The organism is Bradyrhizobium sp. SZCCHNRI20481 (assembly GCF_032485055.1).
GTDB lineage: Bacteria > Pseudomonadota > Alphaproteobacteria > Rhizobiales > Xanthobacteraceae > Bradyrhizobium.
Window position 1 is genome coordinate 117,290 of the sequence record NZ_JAUEUE010000010.1, and the last position, 24,927, is coordinate 142,216.

Sequence of the window (24,927 nt, forward strand, 5' to 3'; positions counted from 1 at the left end):
CCATGATCACCTTTCTTGACTTCCTGCCCCGCCACGAGGTGGTAAGCCGGATGCGATCGTTCGCGAATTCCTCGGCGATCATCCTCGCCCTCATGTTCACTACATCGATCCATGCAGCGCCCGGCGACAACCTCGCCGTCGTGCGCGACCTCAGTGGCAGGATCGGTCCCGTCATCGGGGGGGCCCTTGCCTGCAGCGATATCCCTCGGCCGCGTATCCAAGCCATCATCGGCAAGTTCCAGGCCGTCATCCGGGAGGCCTCGAACAACGACGGCGATCGAAACGAGCTGACGCGCCAGTTCGACCGCTTCATCGCCGACGGTCGCGCGGCCGTGGCGAGTGGCCGCCAGGACTGCCGACGGGCCGAGCTCCAGCTCGGAGACATCGAGCGATCGATCGGCGCACCCGCAACGGCGGCCGGCGCGCCGCCGGATGCGACGCTCCCGGTCGCTGCGGCTGGCGCGACGAGTGCTGTGCCTGCTCCATCGGTTCGCGGCGTCACGGAGCGTGACATCACGTTCGGCAGCGTCTTGCCGCTGTCGGGAGCGAACAAGGAATCAGGACGTCTGCTCAAGGTCGGTATCGAAGCCGCCTTCAACCATGCCAACGACACCGGCGGGGTCAATGGCCGGATGCTCAAGCTCGCCGTCGCCGACGACGGCTATGATCCGAACCGCACGCTCGATGCCATGAAGCAGCTCTACGAGAAGGAGCGCGTGTTCGGCTTCGTAGGCAGTTTCGGGACCGTGACCGCGGCCGTTGCCATTCCATATTCGCTCGAGCGCCGGATGCTGTTCTTCAGCCCCTACACCGGTGCGAACGTCTCGCGCCACGATCCGCCGGACCGCTACGTCTTCAACTATCGCCCGAGCTATTCGGAAGAAGCCGATGCGCTGGTCCGTTACCTGGTGAAGCTGCGCCGAGTGCCGCCGCGCCAGATCGCGCTGTTCGCGCAGGACGATTCGTTCGGGGATGCAGGCTTTGCCGGCGTGGCGAAGGCATTTCGCGTCCTGGGCCTCAGCGACGCTGCGATCCTGCGCGTCAACTACACCCGCAACACCGTGGATGTGGAGCCCGCGATCAACCAGCTCAAGGCACAGAAGGTGCCCGTCCGTGCGGTCATCATGGTCGCGACTTCGCGCGCGGCAGCGAAGTTCATCGAAAAGGCGCGCGACGCGCTTCCCGGCGTCGTCTTCGTCAATGTGTCGGCGGTCGGTGCATCGGCGCTTGCCAACGAGCTCATGCTGCTTGGTTCGCGATACGCCTCCGGGGTCATCGTGACCCAGACCGTTCCCGCCGTCTCCGGCTATTCGAGCGTGGTGCTCGACTACAAGGCCGCGCTGGCGAAGCATTTCCCCGGCGAGCCGCCGGACTACACCTCGCTCGAGGGCTACATCGAGGCGAGCATCCTGATTCAAGCCCTTAAAAAGGCCGGTCCGCAGCTCGATACCGAGCGGTTGATCGATACCCTCGAGTCGATGCGTAACATCGATCTCGGTCTTGGAGCCTTGCTCAACTTCGGCCCCGCCGAACATCAGGCCTCGCACAAGATCTGGGGCACGGCGCTCGACGAGACCGGCGCCTATCAGGCGATCGAGCTGGAGTGACCCGCGGCGCGGGATAAAAAGGGGGGAGCGAGCGCCAGCATGTGCGGCCCATGGCGGCCGCATCGCAAGCGCGAGATGCAGCAGCTCGCAATCATCGAGATGCTGTCGGCGATTTCTTCGGCCGTCGGCCGCAGATGCTGTCGGGCGACAGCACCCCCCTCAGGCGCGAGGTCGGACGTTTCCTGGTCGCGTCGGCCACCGAGGAGCTGTCCTCCTCGGTGACCGAGATCAGCCGCCAGGTGCAGGAATCGGCCCGTATGGCGAGCGAGGCCGTCAACCAGGCGCGGCGGACAAACGACCAGGTGAGCGAGCTGTCCAGGGCCGCCGCGCGGATCGGCGACGTCGTCGAACTGATCAACACCATCGCCGGCCAGGCCAACGTGCTGGTGCTCAAGGCCACCATCGAAGCGGCGCGCGCCGGCGAAGCCGGCCGCGGCTTCGCGGTGGTTGCCACCGAGGTCAAGGCGCTGGCCGGGCAGACCTCGAAGGCGACCGGCGAGATCGGTCAGCCGATTTCCGGCATCCAGAGCGCGACCCAGGAATCGGTTGGCGCCATCAAGGAGATTTCCGGCACCATCGAGCGGCTCTCGGAGATCGCCTCGACCATCGCTGCTGCGGTCGAAGAGCAGGGGGGGGTGGCGCAGGAGATTTCCCGCAACGTCCAGCACGCCTCGCAGGGCACCAAGGACGTCTGGTCCAACATCATCGAGGTGCAGGGCGGCGCCAATGAAACCGGCTCCGCCTCGTCCGAGGTGTTGTCCGCCGCGCAGGCGCTGTCGTCCGACAGCAACCGGTTGAAGGCCGGAGTCAGCCGATTCCTGGAGACCGTCCGCGCCGCCTGAGCGCGCACGGCCGCCGATGATAAAGGGGCGCGGCTGCGAAAGCCGCGCCCTTTTGCTTTGCCGGCCGGACAACGGCAATCGCCCGTGAATGGGGTCCAGCGATCCGTATTTCAACGGTTGCGGCACTTTATCTTAGGTTAATCGGCGACTGCGACAATCGACGCATCGTTTGCAGCAAAATTAGCCATGCCGATGCCGGCATGGCTCGAAAGACTCGCCATGCGTAAGAATTTGCCGGTCACCAACGTCGAGTATCCGATCACGGACGACACGCTGATCGTGTCCAAGACCGACACGAAGGGCAAGCTGACCTTCTTCAACCAGGATTTTGTCGACGCGGCCGGCTTCGCCGAAGCCGAGCTGATGGGGCAGCCGCACAACATCGTGCGTCATCCGGACATGCCGCCTGAAGCCTTCGACAATCTCTGGACCACGCTCAAGGCCGGCCGCCCCTGGGTCGGCGCGGTCAAGAACCGCCGCAAGAACGGCGACTATTACTGGGTGCTGGCGACGGCGTCGCCGATTTGCAAAGACGGCCAAGTCGTCGGCTACACCTCGGTGCGCACCAAGCTGCCCGCCGACCAGCGCGCGGAGGCCGAGCAGGTCTATGCGGCGATCCGCGAAAAGCGGCCACATGGTTACAAGATCGACGACGGCATCGTCCGCCGCCGCTCGGTGTTCGACCATCTCTCGATGTTCACCGGCACGATCGCGGCAAGGCTGCGAACGCTGGTCGGATTGCAGACGCTGTTCCTGCTCGTGCTTGGCGTCATCTCGTTCGGGGAGGGCGGGCTCGTCGGAATGACCGCCGTGGCGATTGCTGCCGCTGGTGTCGTGCTGTGTGGTCTGGTCGGGCTGCGTACGATGAACGTGATCGTGGCGCCGCTCGATCATCTGAACGAGACGATGGAGAGCATCACCCAGGGCACGCTCGACACCCGCATGCGCATCGAGCGCGACGACGAGATCGGCCGCGCCTTGCGTAACCTGCAGACCGTTCAGACGATGGTGCGGTTCAACGACAGGGAGCTCGGAGAGCAGGAGCGGCGCGCAGCCGCCGCGCGCAAGCGGGAGATGTCGGAGCTCGCCAACGGTTTCGAAGGCGCCATCGGCAACATCGTCAATACGGTGTCCTCGGCCTCCAGCGAGCTCGAGAGCTCGGCCAACTCGCTGTCGAGCACCGCCGTGCGGGGGCAGGAGCTTTCCACCACCGTTGCCGCGGCCTCCGAAGAGGCGTCGGCCAATGTTCAGGCCGTCGCGTCGGCGACCGAGGAGCTCACCTCGTCGGTCCGTGAGATCAGCCGCCAGGTGCAGGAGTCCGCGCGCATCGCCTCCGATGCGGTCGAGCAGGCACGCCGCACCAATGATCGTGTCGGCGAGCTGTCGAAGGCGGCGACTCGCATTGGCGACGTCGTCGAGCTGATCAACACGATCGCCGGGCAGACCAATCTGCTGGCGCTCAATGCCACCATCGAGGCCGCGCGGGCGGGCGAGGCTGGCCGCGGCTTTGCCGTCGTCGCCTCCGAGGTCAAGGCGCTGGCCGAGCAGACTGCAAAGGCGACCGGCGAGATCGGCCAACAGATTTCCGGCATCCAGGGGGCCACGCAGGAGTCGGTCGGCGCCATCAGGGAGATCTCGACGACGATCGAGCGGCTGTCGGAGATCGCCGCGACGGTGGCAGCCGCGGTCGAGGAGCAGGGCGCAGCGACCGCCGAGATCTCGCGCAACATCCAGCACGCCGCCGCGGGTACACAGCAGGTGTCCGCCAACATCACCAACGTCCAGCGCGGCGCCAGCGAGACCGGCGACACCTCGGGGCAGGTGCTCAGCGCCGCGCGCCAGCTCTCCGGTGATAGCGAGCGTCTCAAGCAGGAGGTCGGCCGTTTCCTGCAATCGGTTCGCGCCGCCTGATCCGCGACATGACGAAGCCGGCGACAGCGGCCGAGATCGCCCGCTGTCGCGTCCGATAGTCGAACGACACAGCCCCGACTGATAGCCGCGGGCACAGCCGATGACGCCGCGGCGAACCACGTCGACGTGGACGCTCATGCGTGCGCCGTTCGTCAGGCGGCGCCCCGCTCGACCGGATCATCCCCCACCGTTGCAGACTCCCCACACCTGACGCCCCGGCCAGAAAGGCCGTTGTGGCGCCATAATCCCGCTAAGGTGCAGAGATTAACTTGTGTTAGATATTTATTCAACCAGCGGTACATTTAGTGGCAGGCAATGTGATTGCGAGCAGACCTTCGCGCAGGACCCTGGTGCTAACGGCCGCGACGGCCGCGGTCGCCTTGGGTCTCGATGCGGGGCTTGCCGTGGTTGCCGCCAAGCCGCGCCGCCGCACTGAGGATCCCGCGCACGGCTATCGCCGGATCACGATCGGCGAGGCGGAGGTGATCGCCCTCTACGACGGTGTATGGGAAAAGCCGCACGAGGCCGGCTTCATCGGCAATGCCAGCATCAGCGACGTGAAGGAAGCACTGCGCGCTGCGGGTCTGAGCCCCGCCTTCGTCCCGGTCCCGATCTCCACCTTCGTGGTGCGGCTGAAGGGCAAGACCGTGCTGTGCGATGCCGGCGGCGGCGGTCAGGTCCAGGGCTACAATTCCGACTCGATCTTCATTTCGGGCCGCCTGCTGGACAATCTGAAAGCAGCTGGCATTCGCCCGGAGGACATCGACACCATCCTGATCTCGCACTTCCATCCCGATCATATTTTCGGACTGCTCGGCGAGGACACCAACGCGCCGGTGTTTCCCTCCGCCGAGATCATCGTGGCTGCGGCCGAATACAAATTCTGGACCGATGCATCTCTGACCAGCCGGCTGCCGCCGTGGCGGCAGTCGCTGGCGCGCCGCATCCAGAGCGTGATCCCGGGCTGGAAGAACGTGCTGCCGGTCGAGGGCGAGGACGAGGTGGTGCCCGGCATCCGCTTCGTCAGCGTCCCCGGTCATACGCCGGGGCACACCGCGTTTCATCTCAGCTCCGGAGCGGAGCAACTGATGATCTCGGGCGACACCGCCTATGTGCCGGCGTTGTGCCTGCGCCATCCCGAATGGCACGGCGCCTATGACCAGGACGGCGCGGCTGCCGAGGTCAGCCGGCGCAGATTGCTCGATCGTATCGTTGCAGAAAAGATGTTGGTTTGTGGATCTCATTTTCCGTGGGCCGCGTTCGGTCGGCTCACCCGCGATGGCGCCCATTATGCGCTCGACCTGCTCCCCGCGTGATCCCGAACCGGCCTCGGAAGAGAGGCTCGGGATCGCGCCATGACGACGCATTATGAGGTGCTCGGCGTATCGCCGCGGGCCGATCTCGACACGATCAAGCGGGCGTTCCGCCAGGCCGCCAAGGCGCACCATCCCGACCTCCGGGGCGGCGCCGATCCGGCGTCGGAGCACCAGCTCAAGTTGATCATCGTCGCCTACAACGTGCTGCGCGACCCTGACCTGCGCGCCGAATACGACGCCCATCTTGCTTCTGAGCGCGACCGCGTCCGCCGCGAACGCTGGGACGCCATCCTGCAGTTCACCGCGGCGACCGCCGTGCTCAGCGCGATCCTGATCGGCCTCGAGATTCTGCTCTTGCCCTCCGCCGGTGATTGGATGAACAGGCCGGCGACGCGCTCGATCGTGACACCGTCGCCGCAGGCCCGATCGGGGCCGCAGCGCAAGGTCGCAGGTGAGACCGTCCCGGCGCCTGCCGTCCAGGACGCGACCGGAGCCGTGCTGCCGGTGCCGCCTCCGGAGGCGGAGGCCCCCGCGCTGTCTCCGCCGGCAGAGCCGAGAGCCGCAGAGCAGGTCGTCCCGGCTGCACCGACGACCGCCGCATCCTTCCTGAAGCGGGGGATGGACCGCAGCCGGCAGGGCGATCTCGAGCGCGCTGTCGCCGATTTCGACGAAGCGATCCGGCTCGCGCCCCGCAATGCCGATCTCTATCGCTATCGCGCCAGGGATCTGGTCCGCATGGGCCGCATCGACCGCGCGCTTGGCGATTTTGAGCGGGCGATCCGGCTGGATCCGAACGACCCGGTGCTGTTTCACGATCGTGGCCTCGCGCATCAGCGCAAGGGCGATCTTGACGAGGCCCTCGTCGATCTCGACCACGCCGTGCGCATGGGCTTCAGCGATGCCGGAATGTACAGCGACCGTGGCGCGGTGTGGCTGGCGAAGGGGCGCTACGACCGCGCGCTCGCCGACTTCAACCAGGCCCTCAAGCTGGATCCGGAATTGGCGATCGCGGCCGCACGGCGGGATGAGGCCCTCGCGCGCAGGCGCGACCGGCAATTGGCCGGCGACAACAGCGCGCCTCCGGCGGCGGCGGAGACCACGGGCACGGTGCCTGCCGACGCGAAGCCCAGGCGTAGCGGGCGCTGAGCGCCGGACCGTGATCTGCGCTCCGACATCCGGGAGACGGCGAGCAGCGTTGTGCTCACACCCGTCGGCGCGATCGTTCCATTGCGCGGCGGTCTGCGATCCAGGAGCGCGCCATGAGCGTTTACGTTTCCGTCACCGGCTTCCGCCCGCATCGCGGCCTCAATCGGCTGGCGCGATTCTGGTGGCACACGCTGCGCGCCGTCCGCCAGGCGCGTGCGGCTCCCGGGAATCTGCGCGTCGAGCTTCGTCAGGTGAATGGCATCTATCATACGCTGACGGTCTGGACCGACGAAGCCAGCATGCGCGCCTATGTCAGAAGCGGCGCGCACCGCCGCGCCATGATCGGCTTCCGCGACCTCGGCGGCGGCAGGACGCTCGGCTTCGTGGCGGACAGCGATCCTGATCCTGATTGGGACACGGCCTATGCGCGCTGGCAGCGTGACGCCCGGGAGGTGTGAGGCGACGGAAGCGAACTAATTCGTCCGCCACTCCGGCACACCATCGGCGGCCATCGTGATCTTGCCGAGCGCGCCGACCGGCGTCCTGTCCTGATCCATCAGCCGCGCCAGCGTGGCTGCGTCCTGCGCCGGAACGCGCGCCAACGTGCGCGTGTCCTGCTCGGTGCGCAGCATCGCAACGCCATGCTCGACCTCGCCGTTGCGATCAAACAGCGCGGTGAAGCTTTCGACCCGGCCGCCGCCGCCGGCTTCGCTGACGAACGCCGGCGCGGCGGCGCGATGCCGATCGGCCTCGGCCTGCACGCTCGCCTCCTGTGACAGGGACGACGGCGGCTCGCGCGAGATCACCAGCGCATGATGCTTGGTGACGAAGCCGCCCTGGCCATACAGCAGGCCGCGCCTGGCGCCGCCGCGCAGCCGCCGCACCATCGCGCAGGCGGCGTGCGTCATGTAGGTGTTGAGCGGCGCGCCGAAGAAGGTCAGCCCGCCGGTGACGGTCGGCTCCACGTCGGCGCCGAGGCCGAGGATCCGCCGTGCCATCTTCGGCACGCAGGGAAAGCAGCTGTAGAGCTCGATGACGTCGAACGCCGCGCCGTTGCCGCCGACGATGTTCATTGCGGCCCGCAACACGGCGTTCTGCGGATGACTCTCGGCGAACTGATCGCGCGTGAGGTAGTCGCGCGGATCCTCCGCCGCTGCGCCACCGAGCGGATAGATCATGCGGTTGTCGGCAATGCCTGCCGCACGCGCCTTGGCCAAGCTGGTCAGGATCAGCGCCGCGCCCATGTTGACCATGGGATTGGCGACCATCAGCTTGGTGTAGGGCCAGGCGATCGGGCGGTTGTCGGCCGACGGAGTCGTGATCTCCTCGGGCGCGAAGTGCCGCTTCAGCCAGGCGTTGGGATTGTAGGCGGCAACCGCGGAAAAGCGCGACCACAGCTCGCCGGATTCCGCGAGCGCCTGCCGCGGCGTCTGGCCCCATTTGGCCGCGCTCGCGACCTCGTAGAACGGATAGACCGAGACCGGGCGGAATACGCCGAGCTTCACCGCCAGCGGCTTCTGGAACGCGGCGCCGCGCTTCGGCTCCTCGACGTCGTGGGCGAACGGCGTCCACGGCAAGGGCACGCCGGCGCGGTCGGCCTTGGTCGCGGTCGATTGCGCCTCGGCGCCGCAGACCACGGCGACCTCGCATTCGCCGCGCGCGATGCGCAAGGCGGCCTCGTGCAGAAAGCGGATCGGGCTCTCGCCGCCGACCGGACCATAGTGGCAGTGCGCCGGCGTCACGCCGAGCCGCTGCGCGAGAAGCTGCTCGGGATCGCGGTAGCGCCAGCTCAGGAAGTTGACGACGTCGAGCGAGCCGATGTCGTGGATGAGCTTGGCGCCCGCGTCATTTTCCGCACGGCGGATCGCCTGTTCGAGCAGCGTCAGCGGCTCGAGACCGTCGCCGATATCCTTGGGACGATCGACGATCTCGCCCACGCCGACGATCACGGGAATGCGGTCGGGGGGCAGGGTACTTGCAGTCATCGGCGTTTCCAAGAGCCGGCCCGTGACGGACCGTCATTGTTGTCTTGTCTCCGTTCTGTCATCGCAGGTTCGACCGCGCAATGCAGAAAATGCTGATGGCGCCCGCGCGCAGCATGGCTTCCGCTCCACGGCAGATGCGCCTAAAACGCTTGCTCCTGACGCTCACGCCGGAGTCTGCCGTGTCTGAACAGAACAGCTATGTGCCGCCCAAGGTCTGGACCTGGAACAAGGCCAGCGGCGGCCGCTTCGCCAACATCAACCGGCCGATCGCAGGTCCGACGCACGAGAAGGAATTGCCTGTCGGCCGTCATCCCTTGCAGCTTTATTCTCTGGGAACGCCCAACGGTGTGAAGGTCACAGTGATGCTCGAGGAGCTGCTGGCGCTCGGCCACAGCGGCGCCGAATACGACGCCTGGCTGATCCGGATCGGCGAGGGCGATCAGTTCGGTTCGGGCTTCGTCGCCATCAATCCCAATTCCAAGATCCCGGCGCTGCTGGATCGCAGCGGGACCGAACCGATCCGCGTATTCGAGTCCGGCGCGATCCTGGTGTATCTGGCCGAGAAGTTCGGCGCCTTCCTGCCGACCGAGCCGGCCAAGCGCGCCGAATGCCTGTCCTGGCTGTTCTGGCAGATGGGAGCTGCGCCCTATCTCGGCGGCGGCTTCGGCCACTTCTATGCCTATGCGCCGACCAAGATCGAGTATGCCATCGACCGCTTCGCGATGGAGGTGAAGCGCCAGCTCGACGTGCTCGACCGCCGTCTCGCCGAAAGCGAGTATCTCGCCGGCCCCGACTACACCATCGCCGACATCGCGGTGTGGCCGTGGTACGGCGCGCTCGCCAAGGGCCTGCTCTATGAAGGCGGCGAGTTCCTCTCGGTGCAGGACTACAGGAATGTTCAGCGCTGGACCGACCAGATCGCGCAGCGCGCCCCTGTGAAGCGCGGCCGCATGGTCAACCGCGTCTCCGGCGATCCAAAGAGCCAGCTCCACGAGCGCCACGACGCCAGCGACTTCGACACCAGGACACAGGACAAGATCGGGCAGGGCACGTAGTTGCGCGTGTAGGGTGCGCAAAGGCGCGGCGAGCTCATCGCGGCGTGCAACGACTGTGGAGTGCGCCGTGCCCAACGTCGTCCCTCGCCGGCGCCGTCGGTGGGCACACGCCGCCTGACGGCCCCGCTTGCCCGCCCTGCGGTTCGATGCACGATTGCTCTTGTTGCACGTGCGAAGTCTCGTCCGTTGCCGCGCTGCGATGCCATGATTGCGGACGTTCACGGCTTTTCTCGCAGTGCGAGAATGTGCAACGATCAATTCGCAGCGGCCGTGCATGCCGCCAGATTTCGATGAGAGCCGGCGGTGACGACCGCGGGTTCAAAACGACCACTCCGGAGGGAGTTGCATGATCGACAGACGTGATCTGCTCAAGGGAGCGGGGATGGCTGCTTTGCTGGGCAGCTTCGGCACGACCCGTGCGCTGGCCGAGGAGACGGTGACGTTGCCCTTCGCCAATGGCGAGCGCCCGCTGGTGAAATATCCGCAGAAGCGACCGATGATCGGTCTGACCAGCCGGCCGCCGCAACTCGAAACGCCATTCGGGGTGTTCAATGACGGCGTGATCACGCCGAACAATGCCTTCTTCGTCCGCTATCATTTGGCGGGCCTGCCTTACGATCTCGATCCGGACAAGTTCACGCTCGCGATCAGGGGAAAGGTCGACAAGCCGCTCAAGCTGTCGCTCAAGGACATCCGCAAGATGAAGGCGACCGAGATCGTCGCCGTCAACCAATGCTCCGGCAACAGCCGCGGCTTCTTCGAGCCGCGCGTCGCAGGCGGCCAGCTTGGCAATGGCGCCATGGGCAATGCGCGCTGGCGTGGCGTGCCGCTCAAGACCGTGCTCGACATGGCGGGTGTTCAGGCCGGCGCCAGGCAGGTCACCTTCGGCGGCATGGACGGCCCGGTGATCGACAAGACGCCGGATTTCGTCAAGGCGCTCGACCTCGATCACGCCATGGATGGCGAGGTGATGCTGGCCTACGGCATGAACGGCGAGGATCTGCCGTTCCTGAACGGCTTTCCGCTGCGCCTGATCGTGCCCGGCTACTACGGCACCTACTGGGTCAAGCACCTCAACGAGATCACTGTCATCGACAACGTCTTTGACGGCTTCTGGATGAAATCGGCCTATCGAATTCCGGACACGCCGAACAATGCCGTCGAGCCCGGAACCACGCCGAAAGCGACGATCCCGATCAACCGCTTCACGGTCCGCTCGTTCATCACCAGCCTGGCCGATGGCGCAAAGCTCAAGGCGGGCAGGGCAATGCTGCGCGGCCTCGCATTCGACGGCGGAACGGGAATCAAGCAGGTCGCGGTCTCGACCGACGGCGGCAAGACCTGGACCGACGCCAAGCTCGGCAAGGATCTCGGGAAATATTCCTTCCGCGAGTGGAAGCTACCGGTGAAGCTGGCCGCGGGGGCCCACGATCTCAAGGTGCGTGCCACGAGCAATTCCGGCGAGACCCAGCCGGAGACGCCGCGCTGGAATCCGGCCGGCTATCTGCGCAACGTCGTTGAAACCGTCCGCGTCACGGCGGCCTGAGGAGCATCACCATGCGTCGGACGCCTTTCCTCATCGCCACCCTGGCCGTCGGACTTGGCTGCCTGGCGGGCCGCCCCATCTCGCTCACGGCAGCCCCGGTCAACTATCAGGTTCCGCAGGAGACGGCGGCCTTCAAGCCGGGGCCCGATCTCGCCGTCGTGCAGGGCAATTGCACGGCCTGTCACTCCTCCGACTACATCAAGACCCAGCCGCCGATGCAGAACAGGAAGGAGTTCTGGCAGGCCGAAGTCACCAAGATGATCAAGGTCTATGGCGCCCCGATCGACGCGGCCGATGTCGGCAAGATCGTCGACTATCTCGCCGCGACCTACTGACTGCCCGTGCCGGCGGCCGGGAACGCTCAGGCGGCGCCCTTCGCCGGCGGGAAATCCATCCGGTCATTGGTGCGGCAATAGCGGTCGGCGAACATGCGCCCGACAGGATGGAACAGCTCCATCTCGACCCGCATCTTCTCGGTGTCCCACAATTCGTCGCGGATGTGGAAAGCGAGGCCTTCGCCGAGCACCAGCACGCGATCGCCATTGACGTCGATGAGCTGCCAGGTCTTGCACTCCATCGCGAACGGTGCCTCCGCCAACCGCGGAACGCCGATCATCCGCGACGGTGTAAGCTTGAGCCCGAGGTGATCCGGCTCGCCGATCTCAGGTGGAAAGTCGCCGCCGGTCTCGTGCATCGCCTGCGCCAGCGGCTCGTCGGTGATGTGGACGACGAACTCGCCGCCGCGGCGGATGTTGACGAGGGTGTCCTTGACCCGCCCATCGGGCCGCAGGTTGATCGCGAACACGCACAGCGGCGGGTCCTCGCCGAGCACGTTGAAGAACGAGAATGGCGCGGCGTTGACGATCCCGGTCTCGCTTCTCGTCGTCACCCAGGCGATCGGCCGCGGCAGCACGAAGGAGGTCAGGATCTTGTAGCGCTCGCGCGGGCTGAGATCGGTGGAGAGGTATTCCATCTAGAGGCCTCTGGTGCGTCGGTTCCCCGACCGTAGTGGGCTGTGACGCGATGCGGAAGCCAATAAAGCGGGCAGGGGTTGCGCACATCAGCGCCGTCTTCGCGGAAATTCGATGTTCCCGGGAACGGCTCCGCCAGCGCTACGTTCGGACAGCACACGGCAACGACAAATGGAGGTCGCGCCATGAAACCAATGATCAGTCTGATTGCTTGCGCATTCGTCGTCTCGGCCACGTCCGCGCTGGCGCAGGGCAGCCCACAGACCACGCCGCCGCCGAGTGCGCAGAATTCCGGAGCGGGCATCCAGGGCGCGCCAGGCAACAAGAACGGACCGGGCACTGAGACGGGAAGCGGCACGGTGGGCTCGTCCACGATCAACCGCCATAATCCGGACGTCAGCGCGCAGGACCCGTCGAACATCAAGGGCATGCCGGGGAACAAGAGCGGCCCGCCGGCCAAGAAACCGCAGGACTGACGTCTGCGATGGCGGCTGCGCGATTGCGCGGCCGCCCTTCGCATTTCGCCGGTCGTGCCGTCGCGCTGATTGCCAGATCAGGGAAGGGCGGCTGCCCCGTTGGTCACGATCAGATTGTCGGTATCTGCCGGGGCCAGCTCGCTCGTTGCATCGCCGCCGAGATATTTGTCGAGCGTCGCCTGGATCCGTTCCCGCGCCGTGTAGGGGCCACGGTCGCTCATCCAGGTGTGCTGGAACTCGGTCTTGATGATGTCGATGCCGCTCTTCCTGTCGACATGCGTCGGCACCACGCCGGGGTCGGTCTTGAATTGCGGATCATCCGAGCGGAACGACAGGATCTTGAGCTTGTCCCTGATGACGAAAGGCACGCGCAGATTGTCGAGCGTCACCACCTGCGAGACGATGTTCGGATGCTCCTTGGCGAAATACATCGCGGTGTCGCCGCCATTGGAGTGGCCGACCAGGGTCAGGTGATCGTAGTCGGCATTCGGATGACGCTTCTTCATCTCGTTCAGCACGCAGAGGATGTTGGCCTCGCCCTTCTGGTAGACGTCGAGCCGGCCGACATATGGCATCCCGACCTTGGTGACGAGCGGCGGATCGGTAGGCAGGTCCTGCTGGACGCTGGCGACGAGGTACCCGCGCGCGGCGAACACGTTCGCGAGGAACGAGTACTCGGTGTTCTTGACCGTGTTGCCGTTGCTGATGATGGCCACGGGCAGCCGCCACAGCCCGGCATTGGCCTTCATCTCGTAGTCCTTGCGCACCGCGACATCGACATTGATCGACCGCTGCCGCGCGGCATCGAAGAACTCGCGGCTCTCGTGCTGGATGCCCCACTTTGCCATCGCAAAGTAGCCGGCCACAGCCAGGGCAGACACACAGGCCAAAACCGTCATACCGCGCTTCATGGCATCCTTCCTGGGAATTCTCTCCGTTATGTGATGGATGACAACGCCGGCGTCACGGGGGCGTGGCAGCCAGAGGCGGATTAAATTTCGGAAATCTTGGAGCGCAGCACGGAACAATCCCCCTCTGGTGAGCCGGCGCACCGGCTCACCACCCGCTGCGAGGAATCAGAATGCGGTATAGCCGCCGTCGATCACGAAGCAGTCGGCGGTGTGATAGGAGGACGCCTTACTCATGAGGTAGACGGCGATGCCGCCGAAATCCGACGGCTCGCCGAAGCGGCGCACCGGGATACGCGGCATGACGTTGGCGACGAACTTCTCGTTGCCCATGATGCCCGCGGTCATGTCGCTCTTGATCCAGCCAGGCAGGATGGCATTCGCGGTGACGCCATAGCGCGCCAGCTCCACCGCGAGCGCGCGGCACAGCGCATTCAGCGCGGCTTTGGTCCCGGCATAGTGCTCGTTGCGCGCGGTGCCGAACAGCGAGGCCAGGCTCGAGGTGGCAACCAGCCGGCCGAACGCGTCACCGGCTTCGGCGCGCGCGGTCATGTGCCTCGCGGCAGCCTGGAACGCATGGAACACGCCGTCGAGATTGGTTGCGAACATCGTGCGCCATTCCTCCTCGCTGCGCTCGATGAACGGCTTGCGGCCACCGCCGCCGATGCCGGCATTGGCAAAGCAGCCGTCGACCCGACCGAACGTGTCGAGCGTGGCCTTCATCGCCTCGTTGACGGAAGCGGCGCTGGTCACGTCGCAGATGCGGGTGTCGACCTTGCCGGGCCCGGCGGCCATCGACGCCGCAGCCGCCTTGCTCTTCTCGGCGTTGCGGCCCCAGATCGAGACGTTGCAGCCACTGGACGCAAGTGCCTGGGCAATACCGAGGCCTATGCCTCCATTACCGCCGGTGACGACGGCCACACGGCCGGTGAGGTCGAACATGGTCATGGGGTTCTCTCGGGCGTTTCCGTGATGATGTGAGCGCGCTGCGCGTCGCTTCGGTTATTTGGATGATGCAACCATGGACAAGCGAAGCGCAAAAATCAAATATGCTGACCGAACCGGGCTGCGCTTCGAATTTCCGCCGCGAAGAATGCAGCGACCGAAAAGCTCTTGAGAGGAAACCATGCAGTACAAGCACGTCACGCTCGATTTCGACGGGCCCGTCGCCATCCTCACGCTCGACCATCAGGAGGTGATGAACGCGGTCTCGATCGACATGCTCGGCGGGTTGGCCGAAGCGCTCGACGAGATCGAGGAGAAGAAGGCTGCGGTGCGCTGCCTCGTCGTGACGGGCGCCGGCCGCGCGTTCTGCACCGGCGCCAACCTGCAGGGCCGCAATGCGCAGGCCAAGCCCGGCCGCAGCAATGCCGGCGCCGCGCTCGAGACCGCCTTCCATCCGTTCCTGCGCCGCTTGCGCAATCTGCATTGCCCGATCGTGACCTCGGTGAATGGCCCGGCCGCCGGCGCCGGCATGAGCTTCGCAGTGATGGGCGACATGATCCTGTGCGCGAAGTCCGCCTACTTTCTGCAGGCCTTCCGCCGCATCGGACTGGTGCCTGATTGCGGCTCGACCTGGCTGTTGCCGCGCCTCGTCGGCAAGGCCCGCGCGATCGAGCTGTCGCTGCTGGGCGAGAAGCTGCCGGCCGAGACGGCGCTGCAATGGGGCCTCGTCAACCGCGTCTATGACGATGCGGTCCTGAAGGAGGAGACGATGAAGCTCGCGCACGAGCTCGCCAACGGGCCGACGGTGGCGCTGGCGCAGATCCGCCAGCTGTACTGGGACAGCCCGGAGAACTCTTTCGAGGAGCAGCTCAACGCGGAATTTCAGTCGCAGCGCGTCGCAGGCAGCACTTCGGATTTCAAGGAAGGCGTCACCGCGTTCCTCGAAAAGCGCCCGGCCAAGTTCAAGGGCCAATGATCGAGACCGAGCTGTCCCGCTGCGTCGCCTCGTTCATGCCGGGGGCGACCGGTGTGAGCGGCGCCGCGAAACTCTCCGGCGGCGCCAGCCAGGAGACGTGGCGCTTCGACATCGTCCATCCCGGTGGTGATGTCGGCGCCATCCTGCGCCGCTCGCCGAAGGGCTACGGCGCCGCGCCCGGGCGTGCCGCCGGGCTCGACAACGAGGCGGCGCTGATGCGGCTCGCTTATGCCGCCGGCGTGCCGTCGCCCGAGGTCCTGCACGTGCTGCGACCGGAGGACGATCTCGGCGCCGGTTTCATCATGCGCCGCGTCGAGGGCGAGACCATCGCGCGCAAGATCCTGCGTGATGCCGAATTCGCCGAGGCGAGGCCGCGCCTCGCGCGCCAGCTGGGCGGCATCGCCGCCGGCATCCACGGGATTCGACGCGAGACGCTGCCCGCGTTGCGCGGGATGACCGCGACCAAGGAGATCGCGGAGCTCGCACGGGAATATCAAAGCTTCGACTGGCCGCGCCCGGTGTTCGATCTGGCCCTGCGCTGGCTGTCGCAGAACGATCCCGGTCCCCCGGCTGAGATCACGCTGGTGCACGGTGATTTCCGCAACGGCAATCTCATCATCGGCCGCGATGGCGTGCGCGCCGTGCTCGACTGGGAGCTCGCCCATCTCGGCGATCCCATGGAGGATCTCGGCTGGATCTGCGTCAACTCCTGGCGCTTCGGCGAAATCGACAAGCCGGTCGGTGGCTTCGGATCGCGTGAGGAGCTGTTCGCGGGCTACGAGGGCGGGGGCCGCAAGGTCGACGCTGATAGAGTGAAGTTCTGGGAGGTCATGGGCACGCTGCGCTGGGGCGTGATGTGCTGCGGCATGATGCAGCGTTTTCGCATCGGTCCCGACCATTCGATGGAGCGCGCCATGATCGGCCGCCGCGCGTCGGAGACCGAGATCGATCTGTTGCGATTGCTTGCGCCGAGGGGAGAGGGCTGATGCAGGACGAGCCGACGCCGACCGAGCTGGTGCAATCCGTCGCCGACTTCCTGCGCAACGACATCGCGCCGCTGATCTCGGGGCACCAGGCGTTCAAGCTGCGCGTGGGCATCAACGCGCTCGATCTCGTGGTGCGACAGCTGACACAGGCGGCTGCGGCAGATGAGGCGGAGCATGCGCGGTTGAGAGAATTGCTGGGACAGGATGGTGATTTACTCGAACTCAATCGAGCGCTCACGGCTCAGATCGCCAGCGGCGCCGTTGGTCTCCAGACACCGGGCCTGAAGCAGCACCTCTGGCGGACCACACTCGCCAAGCTCGCCGTCGATCAGCCGAACTACGCGTCCTACAAGCGCGAAGCTGGGAGGAGCACCGATGGCTCCTAACCCACCGGCGTCATGCCCGGGCTTGACCCGGGCATCCATCTCTTCACGAGTCTGCTGCGAGACGTGGATGGCCGGGTCAAGCCCGGCCATGACGGAGCGGAGACAACCCGGCGCGATCAGGCCCAGAGCATGCGAAGTATCGGATAACTCACCGCCCGAGCCACCTCGGCGGCCGCTTCTCCGAGAACGCCTTCGGTCCCTCGATGTAGTCCTGCGAATGGATCATCGCCTGCACCGCCGGGTAGTCGCGCTGCTCGGTGATGGCCTGCTCCAGCGAGACCGCAAGGCCCTTCTCGATCGCCTGCTTGGAGGCGCGGATCGACATCGGCGAGTTCTTGGCGATCGTCTCCGCCCAGCGCTCAGCGGCCGCCAGCACCTCGCCCTGCGGCACCACCTCGTTGACGAAGCCGAGCTCGTGGCCCTCGCGGGCACCGACATGGCGCCCGGTGAGGATCATGCCCATCGCGCGCTTCATGCCGATCTGGCGCGGCAGGCGCTGCAGGCCGCCGGCGAGCGCGGCGAGGCCGACGCGCGGCTCGGGCAGGGCGAAGGTCGCATTCTCGGCGGCGATGATCAGGTCGCAGGCGAGCGCGATCTCGAAGCCGCCGCCCATCGCGACGCCGTTGACGGCCGCGATCAGCGGCTTGTCGCAATCGAAGCGCGAGGTCAGGCCGCCGAAGCCGCTCTTGCCCCAGCCGCGCGCGCCGCCGGCCGCCTGCCATTTCAGGTCGTTGCCGGCGCAGAACGCCTTGTCGCCCTCACCGGTGACGATCGCGACCCACTGCTCGGGATCGGCGGCGAAGGCGTCGAACACGCGCTCGAGTTCGTAATGCGCCTCGATGTGCAGCGCGTTGTAGACCTCGGGGCGCGCCAGGGTGACGATCGTGATCGGCCCCTTGCGCGTCACTCTCGAAAACTTCAGCTCCATCGGTTGTTCCTCCTGTTTTCTGATTGGCTGTCGCGCATCAGCTTAGCGCCCGCGCAGGTGTTGCAGTCATCCAAATACGCAACGGCGCTGCGCGCCACAAGCACGCGACGGGAGGTCGCGCCGACCAAGATCAATAACAACAACGAGACGCACAGGGAGACACGCCATGGATTTTTCCTTGCCGAAAGAATTGGTCGCCTACCTCGACGAGCTCGATCGCTTCATCGCCGCCGAGATCAAGCCGCTGGAGCAGGCCGACGACAACATCCGCTTCTTCGATCATCGTCGCGAATGGGCGCGCACCGATTTCGAGAATGGCGGCCTGCCGCGGCATGAGTGGGAGCAACTGCTGCGCAAGGCCAAGGATCGTGCCGATGCGGCTGGGCACCTGCGCTTCGCGATCCCGAAGCGCTATGGCGGCAAGGACGGCTCCAATCTCTGGATGGCCGTGATCCGCGAGCATTTCGCCTCGAAGGGCCTTGGCCTGCACAACGATCTGCAGAACGAGCATTCGATCGTCGGCAATCTGCCGATCGTCACCATGCTCGACCGGTACGGCCGCGACGACCAGAAGGCGATGATCGACGGCTCGATCACCGGCAAGTACCGCATCACGTTCGGTCTCACCGAGCCGCATCACGGCTCGGACGCGACCCACATGGAAACCAAGGCCGTTCCGGCCACCCGCGACAACATCAAGGGTTGGCTGATCAACGGCGAGAAGATGTGGACGACGGGCATGCACGTCGCCACCCACTGTGCACTGTTCGCGCGCACCTCGGGCAATGATGGTGACGCGCGCGGCATCACCTGCTTTCTGGTGCCGGCCAAGACCGAGGGTGTGAAGGTCGAGGAGTATCTCTGGACCTTCAACATGCCGACCGATCATCCGCGCGTCAGCTTCACCGACGTGTTCGTGCCGGAGGATGCGCAGTTCGGCGAGGTCGGGCGCGGGCTGTCGCTGGCGCAATGCTTCGTCCATGAGAACCGCATCCGCCAGGCGGCGAGCTCGCTCGGCGCGGCCGTCTACTGCATCAATGAGAGTGTGAATTACGCGCGTGAGCGAAAACCGTTCGGCAAGGCGCTGGCCGAGAACCAGGCGATTCAGTGGCCGCTGGTCGAGCTGGCGACCCAGGCCGAGATGCTGCGGCTGCTGATCCGCAAGACGGCCTGGGAGATGGACCAGCTCACCCAGGCCCAGGTCGAGCACACACTCTCGGACAAGGTCTCGATGTGCAACTACTGGGCTAATCGGCTGTGCTGCGAGGCGGCCGACCGCGCGATCCAGGTCCATGGCGGCATGGGCTATTCGCGCCACAAGCCGTTCGAGCACATCTACCGCCACCATCGCCGCTACCGCATCACCGAGGGCAGCGAGGAGATCCAGATGCGGAAGGTCGCCGGCTTCCTGTTCGGCTACATGGGGGTGAACAAGCGGTGACACGCTGTTGAGCGGCAGGGCCCTGTCGCAAGCGCAATTGATGCAATCGAGCGTCGTCTCCGGAGCCCTGGATTGCTTCGGCGCAAGGCGCCTCGCAATGACGGCGGAGAGGGAGCGCGCACTCTCTCCACGGCGTCATCGCGAGCGCAAGCGAAGCGATCCAGGATGGCGGTGCGTGCACTCAATTGACCTGCCGGTCCTTGCCCGCCCAGTACGGGTCGCGCAGATTACGCCGCAGGATCTTGCCGGAGGGATTGCGCGGCAGGGCGTCGAGGAAGTCGACGCTCTTCGGCGTCTTGAAGCCGGCGATGCGGGTGCGGGTGAAATTGATGATGTCGGTCTCAGTGGCGCGCTTGCCTGGCTTCATCACGACGATCGCCTTGACGGCCTCGCCCCATTTGTCGTCGGGAATGCCGATCACCGCGGCCTCGGCGACATCGGGATGATCGCAGATCGCGCTCTCGACCTCGGCCGGATAGATGTTCTCGCCGCCGGAGATGATCATGTCCTTGATGCGGTCGTGGATGTAGACGTAGCCGTCCTCGTCCATGTAGCCGGCATCACCCGTGCGCAGCCAGCCGTCCTTGCCAAGCGTGCGCGCGGTGGCCTCCGGCAGATTCCAGTAGCCGGCCATGTTGGAGCCGGAGCGGGTGGCGATCTCGCCGACCTGGCGCGGGGGCAGCGGGTTGCCGTTGATATCGATGATCGCGACCTCGATGCCGGGCAGCGGTTTGCCGGCGGAGCGCATGCGCTCCAGTCCCTCGACATGGTCCTCGGGCGGCAGCGCGATGATGGTGCCCGTGGTCTCGGTCATGCCATACATCTGCACGAAGCCGCATTTGAACACGTCGATGCATTCCTTGAGCAGCGCGGCCGGGATTGGCGAGGCGCCGTAGAGCATGTATTTCAGGCGGGAGAAATCGACCTGCCGCGCGCGCGGCTGCCGCACCACGAACTGCATCGCCGCCGGCACCATGAACAGCTTGGTGATGCCGGACTGCTCGAAGAAGTCGAGGATCCTGGTCGGATCGAACTCACGGGCGATCACGCCGCGGGCGCCGTGATAGAGGCTCATCAGGCCCCAGCCGGAGCCGCCGATGTGGAAGATCGGCATCGCGTCAGCGAGACGTCGTCGGTCGACCATTTGTTCCAGTCCGGTTTCTCCTCGGGATTGCCGGTGTTGACGAGGTTGAGGAAGTTGGCGTGCGACAGCATCGCGCCCTTCGGCTTGCCGGTGGTGCCGGAGGTGTAGAGCTGCAGCGCGATGTCCTGCGGCGTGATCGGAACGCCCGGATCATCCGCGCTCTGCGCGTCGCGCCAAGCCGTGTAGTCCTGCCATTCCGGTGCGCCGCCCTCGGTGGTGATGATGTGCCGCACGCTTGGAATCTGGTCGCGGATGTTTCGGATCATCGTGATGAATTCCGGCCCGACGAAGAGGGCAGGAGCCCTGCAATCCTCGACGATGAAGGCGACCTCGGGACCGGCGAGGCGCCAGTTCACCGGCGCCATGACGACGTTGGCCTTCATGGCGCCGACGAGCAGCTCGAAATAGATGTCGCTGTTCTTGCCGAAATAGGCGATCCGCTCGTGCGGCTTGATGCCGAGCGCCTTCAGCGCGTTGGCGACCTGGTTGGTCTTGCGGTCGAACGCGGCGAAGCTGGTGATGCGCCCCTCGAACTCATAGGCGGTGGCGGAGCCCAGCGTTTGCGCTCTGTCGCGCACGACGTCGACGAGCGTCGACGATGCCGTCGAGACGGACATGTTTCCCCTCCGATTGCGTCTTGTTCTTTGTTTGATGTCTTGTCGTGGTCCTCGCCCCGGATCGCGCCGGAGCAAGCATCTCTCGATCAGTCTACAGGGCGCACGTCGCCGATCAACCGGGTGATTGGACCATCAGCTCGTGCGCGTCGCGCGGTCCTTCTCATTCTGCGCCTTGATCGACTCCTTGGCCTTGGTCCAATCGTCGTCGCTCCAGTCGCGCAACTGATAGAAGTTGCCGCCCATCGCCAGCGCCTGGGCGCCGTCCATCGCGATGGTCTCGCCGTTGATCCAGTTGCAGCCGCCGGAGATCAGGAACACCGCGAGGTTCTGCAGCTCCTCCATGGTGCCGACGCGACCCATCGGGTTCATCGCCTTGGTCCGCGCGCCGGCCTCGTCGCCGGGCTTGATGCGCTTGCTCATGCCTTCGGTCGGGATTTCGCCGGGCGCGATGGTGTTGAGGCGGATGCCATAGCGGCCCCATTCAGTCGCGAGCGACATCGTCATGGCGTGGATCGCCGACTTGCTCATCGCCGATGGCACCACATAGGGCGAGCCGTTGCGCACCCACGTCACCGTGATCGACACGACGTTGCCCGGCTGCTTCGCAGCGATCCAGCGCTTGCCGACGGCATGCGTCACGTAGAACGTGCCGTGCATCACGATGTTGGCGACGGCATCGAAGCCGCGCGGGCTCAATTCCTCGGTGCGGGAGATGAAGTTGCCGGCCGCGTTGTTGATGAGATCGGTGAGACCGCCTTCCTGGAAGATGGCCTCGATCATTTCCTCCACCGCCATGGCATTGCGGATGTCGACGCCATGGCTGGTCACGCGGCCGCCGTAGAGGTCCATGAGTTCGGTCGCGGTCTCGTCGCAGACGATTTTCCGCCGGCCGCAAATATGCACTTCGGCGCCGAGTTGCAGGAAGCGTGCAGCCATCGCTTTGCCAAGGCCCGTGCCGCCGCCGGTCACCAGAATGCGTCGACCTTCGAGGAGATTGTCCTTGAACATGGGAGTTTCCGCCTGACATGTTGTGAGTTAATTGGTCGATTGACTAAATCGCTCCGACAGCCTTCTGTAAAGTCACAAAGACATCCGTAGGGAGACCGCTCGATGGACAACCGCCTCGCGATCGAGATCAAGGACGGCGTCGCCGACGTTCGCCTGGTTCGCGCCGACAAGATGAATGCGTTGGACATGGAGATGTTCGAGGCGCTGGTCGCGGCGACCGAGCGGCTGTCGAAGGAGAAGGGACTGCGGGCGGTGGTGCTGTCCGGCGAGGGGCGTGCCTTCTGCGCCGGCCTCGACATGGGCCGCTTCGCCGCGATGAAGGAGTCCGGCGGCAACGGCATACCCGGCGGCGAGACGCGCGATCTCACCATTCGCACCCACGGCAAGGCGAATTTCGCGCAGCAGGCTGTCTGGGGCTGGCGGCAGCTGCCGGTGCCGGTGATTGCTGCAGTGCATGGCGTCGCCTATGGCGGCGGCTTCCAGCTCGCGCTCGGCGCGGACATGCGCTACGTCGCGCCGGACACCAAGATGTCGATTATGGAGATCAAGTGGGGTCTGGTGCCCGACATGGCGGGCACGCCGATCCTGGCGACCCTGATGCGCGACGACATCCTGCGCGAGTTGACCTACACGGGCCGGGTGTTCTCGCCGGAGGAAGGCCAGTCCTACGGCCTCGTTACCCGCATCTGCGCCGATCCGCGCGCGGCTGCGCTGGAGACCGCGCGTGAGATCGCCGGCAAGAATCCGGATGCGATCCGCGCCGCCAAGCGGATGCTGAACAATCTCTCGGTCGATCCGGGGCCGGCGCTGCTCGCCGAATCGGTCGAGCAGCAGAAGCTGATCGGCAGTCCGAACCAGCTCGAATCGGTGCGCGCCAACATCGAGAAGCGCGCGCCGAAGTTTGCGGACTGAGTCCGTCATTCCGGGATGCTCCGAAGGAGCAGGCCCGGAATCTCGAGATTCTCCGGTGCGCAACTGCGCACCTGAGTTCGATGCTCCGCGCAAGACGGCTCCGCCGTTTTGTCGCGGCGCATCGCCCCGGAATGACGGCCGAAACTCAAACCGACGCCAGATCGGATAACAAAGAAAATGGAAACGTCCTCCCTGTTCTGCGGCATCATCTCCGGCGAGCGCCGGCGCAGCCACGCCGAAATCGCCGACCGCGCCGCGCGGATCGCCAGCGGCCTCGCGAAGCTCGGCGTGGGCCAGGGCGATTGCGTCTGCATTCTCATGCGCAACGACATCGCCTTCATCGAGGCCGCCTATGGCGCGATGCGGCTCGGCGCCTATGGCGTGCCGGTGAACTGGCACTTCAAACCGGAGGAGATCGACTACATCATCAGGGACTCCGGTACGAAGGTGCTGATCGGTCACGCCGATCTGCTGCATCAGCTCGCCGGGGCGATACCGGCCGATGTCACGGCGCTCAGCGTGCCCACACCGCCGGAGATTCTATCCAACTACAAGATCGGCGCGGATCTGATCGAACCCCCGGAGTTCGCAATCGAGTTCGAGGGCTGGCTTGCCCAGCAGAGCCCTTACGAAGGGCCGCAGGTGCCGCAGCCGCAGAACATGATCTACACCTCCGGCACGACCGGTCATCCCAAGGGCGTGCGCCGCAATGCGCCGACGGTCGAGCAGGCGGCTTCGGCCGAGCGCATGCGAGCGCTGATCTACGGCTTGAAGCCGGGCTCGCGCGCGCTCTTGCCGGGGCCGCTGTATCATTCTGCCCCGAATGCGTTCGGCCTGCGTGCCGGACGTCTCGGCGGCGCGCTGGTGCTGATGCCGCGCTTCGAGCCGGAAGAATTTCTCGGCATCATCCAGACAGAGCGGATTGATACGATCTTCATGGTGCCGACGATGTTCATCCGGCTGATGAAGCTGCCGGAGGAGGTTCGCCGCCGCTACGACGTATCGTCGCTGCGCCATGTCATTCATGCTGCCGCGCCGTGCCCGGCCGACGTCAAGCGCGCGATGATCGACTGGTGGGGGCCGGTCATCTACGAGTTCTACGGCTCGACCGAATCCGGTGCCGTGACCTTCGCGACTTCCGAGGACGCGCTGCGCAAGCCCGGCACCGTCGGCAAGGTCTCGCCGGGCGCCGAGCTGCGTTTCCTCGGCGAGGACGGCCGCATCCTGCCGGAGGGCGAGGTTGGCGAGATCTATTCGCGCATCGCGGGCAATCCGGATTTTACCTATCACAACAAGCCGGAGAAGCGTGCCGAGATCGACCGCGACGGCTTCATTACGTCCGGGGACGTCGGCTACATGGACGCTGAGGGCTACGTCTTCCTGTGCGACCGCAAGCGCGACATGGTGATCTCCGGCGGCGTCAACATTTATCCGGCCGAGATAGAAGCCGTATTGCATGCCGTGCCCGGCGTGCACGATTGCGCCGTATTCGGCATTCCCGATGCCGAGTTCGGGGAAGCCCTGATGGCCGTGGTCGAGCCGCAGCCCGGCGTCGTGCTGGACACCGGCGAGATCAGACACCGGCTCAGGGCTTCGCTGGCCGACTACAAGGTGCCCAAGCACATCGAAATCCAGGACAAATTGCCTCGTGAGGATTCCGGCAAGATCTTCAAGCGGCGGCTGCGCGACCCCTATTGGGCGCAGGCAGGGCGAAAGATCTGATCGATTGGCGGCTCTCAGCGATGAGAAGACGTCACGTGAGCATTGAATAGGGCAGGCGACGCCTCTTTCTTGATCTTGCGCTGCGGTATAGATACGGCA

Annotated in this window: 21 protein-coding genes and 2 pseudogenes; 16 read left to right on the forward strand and 7 right to left on the reverse strand. The window is 65.6% G+C overall.

Features of this window, described 5'->3' with window-relative positions:
• Nucleotides 1–2 precede the first annotated feature (2 nt).
• The 6 genes and pseudogenes from QX132_RS17780 to QX132_RS17805 all read left to right on the forward strand — a co-directional run bounded on the left by QX132_RS17780 (nucleotide 3) and on the right by QX132_RS17805 (nucleotide 7,280).
• Nucleotides 3–1,607 carry an ABC transporter substrate-binding protein gene (locus QX132_RS17780; protein ID WP_316162182.1) on the forward strand — a complete coding sequence of 535 codons (1,605 nt, stop codon included), beginning with the start codon at nucleotides 3–5 and terminating at the stop codon, nucleotides 1,605–1,607.
• A 185-nt stretch (nucleotides 1,608–1,792) separates the two neighbouring features.
• A pseudogene (locus tag QX132_RS17785) lies at nucleotides 1,793–2,449 on the forward strand (methyl-accepting chemotaxis protein); the annotation flags it as partial.
• A gap of 219 nt (nucleotides 2,450–2,668) precedes the next feature.
• Complete coding sequence (locus tag QX132_RS17790; RefSeq protein ID WP_316162183.1) at nucleotides 2,669–4,360, forward strand: methyl-accepting chemotaxis protein; 1,692 nt, start codon at nucleotides 2,669–2,671, stop codon at nucleotides 4,358–4,360.
• 350 nt (nucleotides 4,361–4,710) lie between these two features.
• The gene (locus QX132_RS17795; protein WP_316162185.1) at nucleotides 4,711–5,676 is read left to right on the forward strand and encodes an MBL fold metallo-hydrolase; all 966 of its coding nucleotides are present in this window, start codon (nucleotides 4,711–4,713) and stop codon (nucleotides 5,674–5,676) included.
• Nucleotides 5,677–5,715: 39 nt separating this feature from the next.
• Nucleotides 5,716–6,822, forward strand: coding sequence for a J domain-containing protein (locus QX132_RS17800; RefSeq protein WP_316162187.1), 1,107 nt, complete (start codon nucleotides 5,716–5,718; stop codon nucleotides 6,820–6,822).
• Between the two features lie 113 nt (nucleotides 6,823–6,935).
• Entirely contained in the window at nucleotides 6,936–7,280 is a 345-nt protein-coding gene (locus QX132_RS17805) for an antibiotic biosynthesis monooxygenase (RefSeq protein ID WP_315779625.1), read from the forward strand.
• Between the two features lie 15 nt (nucleotides 7,281–7,295).
• Here the strand turns inward: QX132_RS17805 and QX132_RS17810 are convergent, their stop codons facing one another.
• On the reverse strand, nucleotides 7,296–8,807 hold the full coding sequence (locus QX132_RS17810) for an acetyl-CoA acetyltransferase (protein ID WP_316162189.1): 1,512 nt from the start codon (nucleotides 8,805–8,807) through the stop codon (nucleotides 7,296–7,298).
• 134 nt (nucleotides 8,808–8,941) lie between these two features.
• Here QX132_RS17810 and yghU point away from each other — a divergent pair, with 134 nt between their 5' ends.
• From yghU to QX132_RS17825, 3 genes are all read left to right on the forward strand, one after another.
• Nucleotides 8,942–9,862: a glutathione-dependent disulfide-bond oxidoreductase gene (gene yghU / locus QX132_RS17815; RefSeq protein ID WP_410052872.1), complete on the forward strand. Its 921-nt coding sequence runs from the start codon at nucleotides 8,942–8,944 to the stop codon at nucleotides 9,860–9,862.
• 346 nt (nucleotides 9,863–10,208) lie between these two features.
• Complete coding sequence (locus QX132_RS17820) at nucleotides 10,209–11,408, forward strand: molybdopterin-dependent oxidoreductase (RefSeq protein WP_315757766.1); 1,200 nt, start codon at nucleotides 10,209–10,211, stop codon at nucleotides 11,406–11,408.
• 11 nt (nucleotides 11,409–11,419) lie between these two features.
• A complete protein-coding gene (locus tag QX132_RS17825) occupies nucleotides 11,420–11,743 on the forward strand; it encodes a cytochrome c (protein WP_316162190.1) in 324 nt (107 codons plus the stop codon).
• Nucleotides 11,744–11,769: 26 nt separating this feature from the next.
• Here the strand turns inward: QX132_RS17825 and QX132_RS17830 are convergent, their stop codons facing one another.
• Nucleotides 11,770–12,381, reverse strand: coding sequence for a flavin reductase family protein (locus QX132_RS17830; RefSeq protein WP_315772482.1), 612 nt, complete (start codon nucleotides 12,379–12,381; stop codon nucleotides 11,770–11,772).
• A gap of 183 nt (nucleotides 12,382–12,564) precedes the next feature.
• On the opposite strand from QX132_RS17830, the gene QX132_RS17835 reads away from it, so the two are divergent.
• Nucleotides 12,565–12,855 carry a hypothetical protein gene (locus QX132_RS17835; RefSeq protein WP_315772483.1) on the forward strand — a complete coding sequence of 97 codons (291 nt, stop codon included), beginning with the start codon at nucleotides 12,565–12,567 and terminating at the stop codon, nucleotides 12,853–12,855.
• A 77-nt stretch (nucleotides 12,856–12,932) separates the two neighbouring features.
• On the opposite strand, the gene QX132_RS17840 is transcribed toward QX132_RS17835, so the two are convergent.
• Nucleotides 12,933–13,766 carry an alpha/beta hydrolase gene (locus tag QX132_RS17840; protein WP_316162191.1) on the reverse strand — a complete coding sequence of 278 codons (834 nt, stop codon included), beginning with the start codon at nucleotides 13,764–13,766 and terminating at the stop codon, nucleotides 12,933–12,935.
• A gap of 165 nt (nucleotides 13,767–13,931) precedes the next feature.
• Nucleotides 13,932–14,711: an SDR family oxidoreductase gene (locus QX132_RS17845; protein ID WP_316162193.1), complete on the reverse strand. Its 780-nt coding sequence runs from the start codon at nucleotides 14,709–14,711 to the stop codon at nucleotides 13,932–13,934.
• Nucleotides 14,712–14,889: 178 nt separating this feature from the next.
• On the opposite strand from QX132_RS17845, the gene QX132_RS17850 reads away from it, so the two are divergent.
• The 3 genes from QX132_RS17850 to QX132_RS17860 are packed head-to-tail and all read left to right on the forward strand — an operon-like array spanning nucleotide 14,890 to nucleotide 17,056.
• Nucleotides 14,890–15,684: an enoyl-CoA hydratase/isomerase gene (locus tag QX132_RS17850; protein ID WP_316162195.1), complete on the forward strand. Its 795-nt coding sequence runs from the start codon at nucleotides 14,890–14,892 to the stop codon at nucleotides 15,682–15,684.
• Entirely contained in the window at nucleotides 15,681–16,670 is a 990-nt protein-coding gene (locus tag QX132_RS17855) for a phosphotransferase family protein (RefSeq protein ID WP_316162197.1), read from the forward strand. The genes QX132_RS17850 and QX132_RS17855 overlap by 4 nt, the downstream gene beginning before the upstream one ends.
• Nucleotides 16,670–17,056: a DUF6285 domain-containing protein gene (locus QX132_RS17860; protein WP_315772486.1), complete on the forward strand. Its 387-nt coding sequence runs from the start codon at nucleotides 16,670–16,672 to the stop codon at nucleotides 17,054–17,056. The genes QX132_RS17855 and QX132_RS17860 overlap by 1 nt, the downstream gene beginning before the upstream one ends.
• 148 nt (nucleotides 17,057–17,204) lie before the next feature.
• On the opposite strand, the gene QX132_RS17865 is transcribed toward QX132_RS17860, so the two are convergent.
• Nucleotides 17,205–17,984 (reverse strand): enoyl-CoA hydratase-related protein, encoded by a 780-nt coding sequence (locus QX132_RS17865; RefSeq protein WP_316162199.1) that lies wholly within the window; start codon nucleotides 17,982–17,984, stop codon nucleotides 17,205–17,207.
• Between the two features lie 166 nt (nucleotides 17,985–18,150).
• Between QX132_RS17865 and QX132_RS17870 the strand changes: the two genes are divergently transcribed.
• Nucleotides 18,151–19,425, forward strand: coding sequence for an acyl-CoA dehydrogenase family protein (locus tag QX132_RS17870; RefSeq protein ID WP_315737259.1), 1,275 nt, complete (start codon nucleotides 18,151–18,153; stop codon nucleotides 19,423–19,425).
• A gap of 181 nt (nucleotides 19,426–19,606) precedes the next feature.
• On the opposite strand, the pseudogene QX132_RS17875 reads toward QX132_RS17870, so the two are convergent.
• Both QX132_RS17875 and QX132_RS17880 read right to left on the reverse strand, forming a co-directional pair.
• Nucleotides 19,607–21,186, reverse strand: a pseudogene (locus QX132_RS17875) (fatty acid--CoA ligase).
• A gap of 132 nt (nucleotides 21,187–21,318) precedes the next feature.
• Nucleotides 21,319–22,194 (reverse strand): SDR family oxidoreductase, encoded by an 876-nt coding sequence (locus QX132_RS17880; protein WP_006613814.1) that lies wholly within the window; start codon nucleotides 22,192–22,194, stop codon nucleotides 21,319–21,321.
• A gap of 102 nt (nucleotides 22,195–22,296) precedes the next feature.
• Here QX132_RS17880 and QX132_RS17885 point away from each other — a divergent pair, with 102 nt between their 5' ends.
• Together QX132_RS17885 and QX132_RS17890 are read left to right on the forward strand one after the other, a co-directional pair.
• Nucleotides 22,297–23,106, forward strand: coding sequence for a crotonase/enoyl-CoA hydratase family protein (locus QX132_RS17885; RefSeq protein ID WP_316162200.1), 810 nt, complete (start codon nucleotides 22,297–22,299; stop codon nucleotides 23,104–23,106).
• Between the two features lie 177 nt (nucleotides 23,107–23,283).
• Nucleotides 23,284–24,828 carry an acyl-CoA synthetase gene (locus QX132_RS17890; protein WP_315737262.1) on the forward strand — a complete coding sequence of 515 codons (1,545 nt, stop codon included), beginning with the start codon at nucleotides 23,284–23,286 and terminating at the stop codon, nucleotides 24,826–24,828.
• Nucleotides 24,829–24,927 lie beyond the last annotated feature (99 nt).

What these genes read in the sequence shown, in the direction of transcription:
- QX132_RS17780 (WP_316162182.1), top strand. Translation starts at nt 3, where the DNA reads ATGATCACCTTTCTTGACTTCCTGCCCCGCCACGAGGTGGTAAGCCGG.
- QX132_RS17790 (WP_316162183.1), top strand. Translation starts at nt 2,669, where the DNA reads ATGCGTAAGAATTTGCCGGTCACCAACGTCGAGTATCCGATCACGGAC.
- QX132_RS17800 (WP_316162187.1), top strand. Translation starts at nt 5,716, where the DNA reads ATGACGACGCATTATGAGGTGCTCGGCGTATCGCCGCGGGCCGATCTC.
- QX132_RS17805 (WP_315779625.1), top strand. Translation starts at nt 6,936, where the DNA reads ATGAGCGTTTACGTTTCCGTCACCGGCTTCCGCCCGCATCGCGGCCTC.
- QX132_RS17810 (WP_316162189.1), bottom strand. Translation starts at nt 8,807, where the DNA reads ATGACTGCAAGTACCCTGCCCCCCGACCGCATTCCCGTGATCGTCGGC.
- yghU (WP_410052872.1), top strand. Translation starts at nt 8,942, where the DNA reads ATGCGCCTAAAACGCTTGCTCCTGACGCTCACGCCGGAGTCTGCCGTG.
- QX132_RS17820 (WP_315757766.1), top strand. Translation starts at nt 10,209, where the DNA reads ATGATCGACAGACGTGATCTGCTCAAGGGAGCGGGGATGGCTGCTTTG.
- QX132_RS17825 (WP_316162190.1), top strand. Translation starts at nt 11,420, where the DNA reads ATGCGTCGGACGCCTTTCCTCATCGCCACCCTGGCCGTCGGACTTGGC.
- QX132_RS17830 (WP_315772482.1), bottom strand. Translation starts at nt 12,381, where the DNA reads ATGGAATACCTCTCCACCGATCTCAGCCCGCGCGAGCGCTACAAGATC.
- QX132_RS17835 (WP_315772483.1), top strand. Translation starts at nt 12,565, where the DNA reads ATGAAACCAATGATCAGTCTGATTGCTTGCGCATTCGTCGTCTCGGCC.
- QX132_RS17840 (WP_316162191.1), bottom strand. Translation starts at nt 13,766, where the DNA reads ATGAAGCGCGGTATGACGGTTTTGGCCTGTGTGTCTGCCCTGGCTGTG.
- QX132_RS17845 (WP_316162193.1), bottom strand. Translation starts at nt 14,711, where the DNA reads ATGACCATGTTCGACCTCACCGGCCGTGTGGCCGTCGTCACCGGCGGT.
- QX132_RS17850 (WP_316162195.1), top strand. Translation starts at nt 14,890, where the DNA reads ATGCAGTACAAGCACGTCACGCTCGATTTCGACGGGCCCGTCGCCATC.
- QX132_RS17855 (WP_316162197.1), top strand. Translation starts at nt 15,681, where the DNA reads ATGATCGAGACCGAGCTGTCCCGCTGCGTCGCCTCGTTCATGCCGGGG.
- QX132_RS17860 (WP_315772486.1), top strand. Translation starts at nt 16,670, where the DNA reads ATGCAGGACGAGCCGACGCCGACCGAGCTGGTGCAATCCGTCGCCGAC.
- QX132_RS17865 (WP_316162199.1), bottom strand. Translation starts at nt 17,984, where the DNA reads ATGGAGCTGAAGTTTTCGAGAGTGACGCGCAAGGGGCCGATCACGATC.
- QX132_RS17870 (WP_315737259.1), top strand. Translation starts at nt 18,151, where the DNA reads ATGGATTTTTCCTTGCCGAAAGAATTGGTCGCCTACCTCGACGAGCTC.
- QX132_RS17880 (WP_006613814.1), bottom strand. Translation starts at nt 22,194, where the DNA reads ATGTTCAAGGACAATCTCCTCGAAGGTCGACGCATTCTGGTGACCGGC.
- QX132_RS17885 (WP_316162200.1), top strand. Translation starts at nt 22,297, where the DNA reads ATGGACAACCGCCTCGCGATCGAGATCAAGGACGGCGTCGCCGACGTT.
- QX132_RS17890 (WP_315737262.1), top strand. Translation starts at nt 23,284, where the DNA reads ATGGAAACGTCCTCCCTGTTCTGCGGCATCATCTCCGGCGAGCGCCGG.